Raw genomic sequence first — 5248 nt, 5'->3', positions numbered from 1 at the left:
CGGGCGTTGGCCGAATGCGCGCCCGGCAAGGGGTGTGGCGTCGACGTGCTGGGCGCCGCGCTGCTTGCGGGGCATTGCGCGGGCGACGTGCGCGACCGCGCGCGTCTTGCGGCCATCGATGCGCGCTGGCGGCGCCAGGGCAAGCTGCACGTAGCCTTGCCGGAATGGCGCAAGCTGCTCGCGGACATTCCGTTGTTGGCGCAGGCGTGGAACCACGCCTCAGAGATCTGGACGCAAGGCGGCAACAAGGCGACGTGCGATGTCTGGATGCTGCGCATGAAGGCCGCATTGACGGCCCTGGGCTTCCCCGGCGAAGCGCCGCTGGACAGCGTCGGTTATCAGGTCATGGGTGCGCTTGGCGATGCGCTCGGCAGCTTTTCGGCGCTGGCGCCGGCCGCGGGCCGACTGGGCGGCTTGGCGGCCGTGAACCTGCTGGAAAGCGTGGCGCGTTCGTCCTCGTTCCAGCCGCAGCGCGACCCGCTCGCGCGGTTGGACGTATTGGGTTTGCTGGAAGCCGAAGGCGGCTACTGGGATGGTGTCTGGCTCTTGGGCCTGACGGACGACGTATTGCCTGCATCACCGAAACCAAACCCGTTGCTGCCCCTGGCCGTGTTGCGTCAGGCCAGGGCGCCACGCGCCACGCCCGAGCGCGAACGCGAATGGGCGGAAGGCATGTACGCTGCGCTCTGCCGCTGTGCGCCCGGCATCATCGTCAGCCACGCGCACATGGATGGCGAACGCGAATTGCGCCCGTCGCCGCTGATCGCCGCGCTTCCCCTTACCGATTGGGCGCCGGTCCTGGCGGAATCGCAGGCCGCCTTGCCGCAGGAATCGCTCGACGATTCGCAAGGGCCGCCGCTGGCCGCCGGCAATCGTGGCGGGGGCGGGCTGGATGTGCTGGACACGCAGGCGCGCAATCCGCTGTGGGCGTTCGTGCGCCATCGCCTCGGCGGGCGCGAGCTCGCGCCATATGCCGACGCCGCCACCGTGAACGTGCGTGGCCAGTTCCTGCACAAGGCGCTCGAAATCGTGTGGGGCATGATGCCCGACCAGGATGCGCTGCACGAACAACTTGCGGCGGGCCGCTTGCCGGCGCTGCTGGAGCAGGCCGTGGCGCAGGCCGCTGACGAAGAACTCAAGGAATACGCGCCGGCCCTGCGGGCGCTGGAATGCCAGCGTGCCCAGGCCGTGCTGGCGTCGTGGCTCGACCTTGAGGCGCAGCGCATGCCATTCGCGGTCGCACAAGTTGAAAAGAACCATCAGTGGCAGCGTGGCGCGCTCAACCTGAAGCTGCGGTTGGACCGCATCGACAGCCTGCCCGATGGCCGCAACGTCATCGTCGACTACAAAACCGGCGTGGCCGCGGCCAGGCCCGAGCCCGACTGGTCGCGCAGCCGTCCCGTGAACGTGCAGTTGCCTTTCTACGCGTCCGTGCTGGCCGACGCCGCCGGCGGTGAAGCGGCGGGCCTGGTGCTCGCGCAGATCCACGCGCGGCAGGTCGCCGCACAAGGCTTGGCCGACGAAGACCTGGGCATGCCGGGCGTCACGCTGGCTAGCGAAAGCAAATTCTTCGAGGGCCTGTCCTGGCCCGAAATCCGCCAACGCTGGCGTGTGGCAATCGAGTCGCTGGCTGACGAATATGTGGCCGGCTATGCGGCCAACGTCGCCTACCGGCGCGACGATCTGAAATACTGCGATGCCTTGCCGTTCCTGCGCTTGCATCTGGACGACGAGGACGCATGACCATGGCCGAACAAGATCGCCTTCCGCATGACCACGCCGCGCGCGCCGCAGCGCTCGATCCCTCACGCTCCTTTCTGGTCCAGGCGCCTGCGGGGTCGGGCAAGACCGAACTCCTGACCGACCGCATCCTGGCCCTGCTGGCTACGGTGAACCGGCCCGAAGAAATCGTCGCCATCACGTTTACGCGCAAGGCTGCCTCCGAGATGCATGCCCGCGTGCTGAGCAAGTTGCGCCGTGGCCTGGACGCGCCGCCCGAAGCCGCCCACGAACGCCGCAGCTGGGACCTCGCTCGCGCGGCGCTCGAGCGCAATGCCGAACAAGGCTGGCATCTGCTCGAGCATCCCGCGCGTCTGGCCATCCGCACCATCGACTCGTTCTGCGCGGGGCTGGTGCGCAGCATGCCGTGGCTGTCCGAGCTGGGCGGCATGCCGGACATCACGGACGACGCGCGCTCGCATTACGAGGCCGCGGCGCGGGCCACGCTGGATCTCGCCGACGACTACGAGGCCGTGCGCATTCTGCTGCGTCACCTCGACGTCGACGTGCAGGCCGCCAAGGACGCCATCGCCGACATGCTGGGCCAGCGCGATCAATGGCTGCCGCTCTTGCGCCACGGCTCCGACCGCGAGGCCATGGAGGCCACGTTGGCCGAAGCCATCGGCGAGGACCTCGATGCCCTGTGCGCCGCCATGCCTTACGGCTGGTGCGATTCGCTAAGCGGCCCGGCGCGCCTTGCCGCGGCCAACCTGCAGGACGGCGAAGACGAAAACAAGCTGGCCGCTTTGCTGGATTGGGCCGAAGAACTGCAGCCCGATGCCGAACTGCTGGACGCCTGGCGCGCCGTCGCGCATCTGCTCTTGACCGGCACCGGCTCCTTGCGCAAGACGGTCAACAAGAATCTGGGGTTCCCGGCCAAATGCGCGCACAAGGAACCTTTCGTCGCCTGGCTTGAAGGCGCCGACGCGCAAGGCGCGTGGGTGCGCCGCCTGCACGCCGTCCGCGATATCCCCGCACCGCATTTCACCGATGCGCAATGGGAAGTGCTGGGCGCGCAGCTCATGACGCTTGCGCTCGCCGTCGCGCAGCTGCGCCTGCGCTTCGCCGACAAGGGCGAGGTGGACTTCATCGAAATCGCCCAGCGCGCCGCCGCCGCATTGGGCAGCGCCGACGACCCCGGCGAACTGCTGCTCAAGCTGGACGCCTCGATCCGCCATTTGCTCATCGACGAGTTCCAGGACACCAGCCAGACACAGCTGGACCTGCTGCGCACGCTGACGGCAGGGTGGCAGTCCGGCGACGGCCGCAGCCTCTTCCTGGTGGGCGACCCGATGCAGTCGATCTACCGCTTCCGCAAGGCAGAGGTCGGCCTGTTCCTGGAAGTGGCCGACGTCGGCGTAGGAGAGGTCAAGCCAGACTTTCTGAACCTCACGGACAACTTCCGCTCGCAAGCCGGCATCGTGGACTGGGTGAACCAGTCCTTCGTCGACCTGCTGCCCCGGCGCAGCGACGCCGCCGCAGGCGCCATCGCCTACAGCCCGTCCACCGCCTTTCATCCGGCCTTGCCCGACCCCGCCGTGCGCTTTCACCCGGCCTGGTCGCGCGAGGGCGCGCCGCCCGCCGAAGAACAGGCCGAAGACATCGCGGTGGGACTCGTGCGCCAGGCGCTGATCGACCACAAGGGCGCCAAGCACCCCGTCGCCATTCTCGTGCGCGCCCGCAGCCACCTTGGCAATCTCACGCGCCGGCTGGCGCAGGAAGGCATCCGTTCCCGCGCGGTCGACCTCGTGCCGCTGGCGCTGCGCCCGGTCGTGGCCGACCTGGTCCAGCTTGTGCGCGCGCTGTCGCATCCCGCCGACCGCCTCGCCTGGCTATCCGTGCTGCGCGCGCCATATTGCGGCCTGACGCTTACGTCACTGCAGCGCCTGTTTGGCGACGACCACATCACGCCGATACCCGTGCTGCTCGAACGCGCCTTGCGCATTGCGCCGCAACCCGCCGCCACGGCAACGGCCGCTGCGTCGGCAGACCCGCAAGCGTCGCTCTTCGATGCCCCGGCACCCGAACCCGAAGCGCCGTCGGCGCAAACCGTGCTCAGCGCCGACGAGTTCGCGCGCTTGCGTCAGGTGGCATCCATCCTGCTGGACAAGCGCAACGCCTCCGGCGCGATGCCGTTCGCAGCATGGGTGGAATCGCTGTGGCGCCGGCTGGGCGGACCGGGCCTGTACGCCGGCCTGTCCGTCGCCAACGATGCCGAAAGCCTGTTCCAGCTGGTCGAACGCCTAGCCCCCCACGGCAGCATTGACGTGGCCGCACTGGACGCCGGCATCTCCCGCCTCTTCGCGGCCCCCGACGCCGCCGACGAAGACGAAGGCGCGGTCGAAATCATGACCATGCACAAGTCCAAGGGCCTGCAGTTCGAAACCGTGATCCTGTACGGTCTGCACCGCGCACCGCGCGGCGACCAGGCGCCTTTGGTGCGCTTCGAACAAAGCGGCGGCCGCGTCCTGTTCGGCCCGGTCAAGCCCCGCGCCGAAACCGAGGCAGACCCCGTCTCCCGCTACCTGGGCGCCCGCGAAGCCCGCCGCGCCTCCTACGAAATCGACCGCCTCCTCTACGTCGCCGCCACAAGAGCCCGCAAGCGCCTGCACCTGGTCGGACACGTCTCGATCGACGAAGCCACCGGCCAGACCAAGCCCCCACCCGCAGCCAGCCTGCTAGGCCGCCTGTGGCCGTGCCTGACCCCACCCGTCCCGCCATCGCTCAACGGCGAGCCCGTGCAAGAGGAGGGCGACGCCCCCGAATGGCAAGGCGAACCCCTGCGCCGCATCGACAGCGCCGGCCTGACCCAACTGCAACGCCAAGCGAACATCACCATGAGCGCGGGTTTCGCGACGGCAACACGCGGCGCATGGGGCGAAGCTGCCGAACATCCCGCGTGGCAACTAGAAGCCGGCTACGACGCCGCCATCGGCACCTTGGCCCACGCATGGCTGGCCCGCATTGGCCAGGACGGCATACAAGCGTGGCCTCCCGAAGCGCTAACCCCCCGCCTACCCGCCATGCGCCGTCAGTTGACCCGAGCAGGCATCCCCGCCAGCCAAGCCGACGCAGCCGCCGAAGCCGTCCTGGAAACCCTGCAAGCCACCCTGGCAGACGAACGCGGCCTGTGGCTCCTATCCCAATCCGGCGCCCGCCGAGAATGGCCCCTCATCGACGCGGCAGGCAAAGTGTCGGTCATCGACCTGGCCCTAAGCACCGAAGACGGCTGGCTGATCGTCGATTACAAGACGGGCAGACCCCACCCCGGCGAGTCGGCCCCCGCTTTCGCCACCCGCATGCGCCAACGCCACGGTGAACAGTTGCAGCGCTACTGCACCCAAGTCACAGCCCTAGACGGCCGCAGCGCCCGAGCCGCCCTGTACTTCCCCCGCGCAAAGGCGTGGATAGATTTGATGGAATAAAGCGAAGCGAAATTCCAAGCAAGCAAAGCAAGGCAAAGCGAAGC

General features: G+C 68.6%; 2 protein-coding genes. Both read left to right on the top strand.

From position 1 onward, the window contains the following. A partial coding sequence (locus tag B3446_RS27930) for a PD-(D/E)XK nuclease family protein (protein WP_291387386.1) occupies window positions 1-1743 on the top strand: 1743 nt, incomplete at its 5' end. A gap of 2 nt (window positions 1744-1745) precedes the next feature. Further along, window positions 1746-5204, top strand: coding sequence for a UvrD-helicase domain-containing protein (locus tag B3446_RS27925; RefSeq protein WP_291387385.1), 3459 nt, complete (start codon window positions 1746-1748; stop codon window positions 5202-5204). Window positions 5205-5248: the final 44 nt, after the last annotated feature.

It is taken from the genome of Achromobacter sp. UBA5777, assembly GCF_002418565.1.
Taxonomy (GTDB): Bacteria; Pseudomonadota; Gammaproteobacteria; order Burkholderiales; family Burkholderiaceae_B; genus Achromobacter; species Achromobacter animicus.
This window is presented reverse-complemented; position numbering and strand designations above follow the sequence as displayed.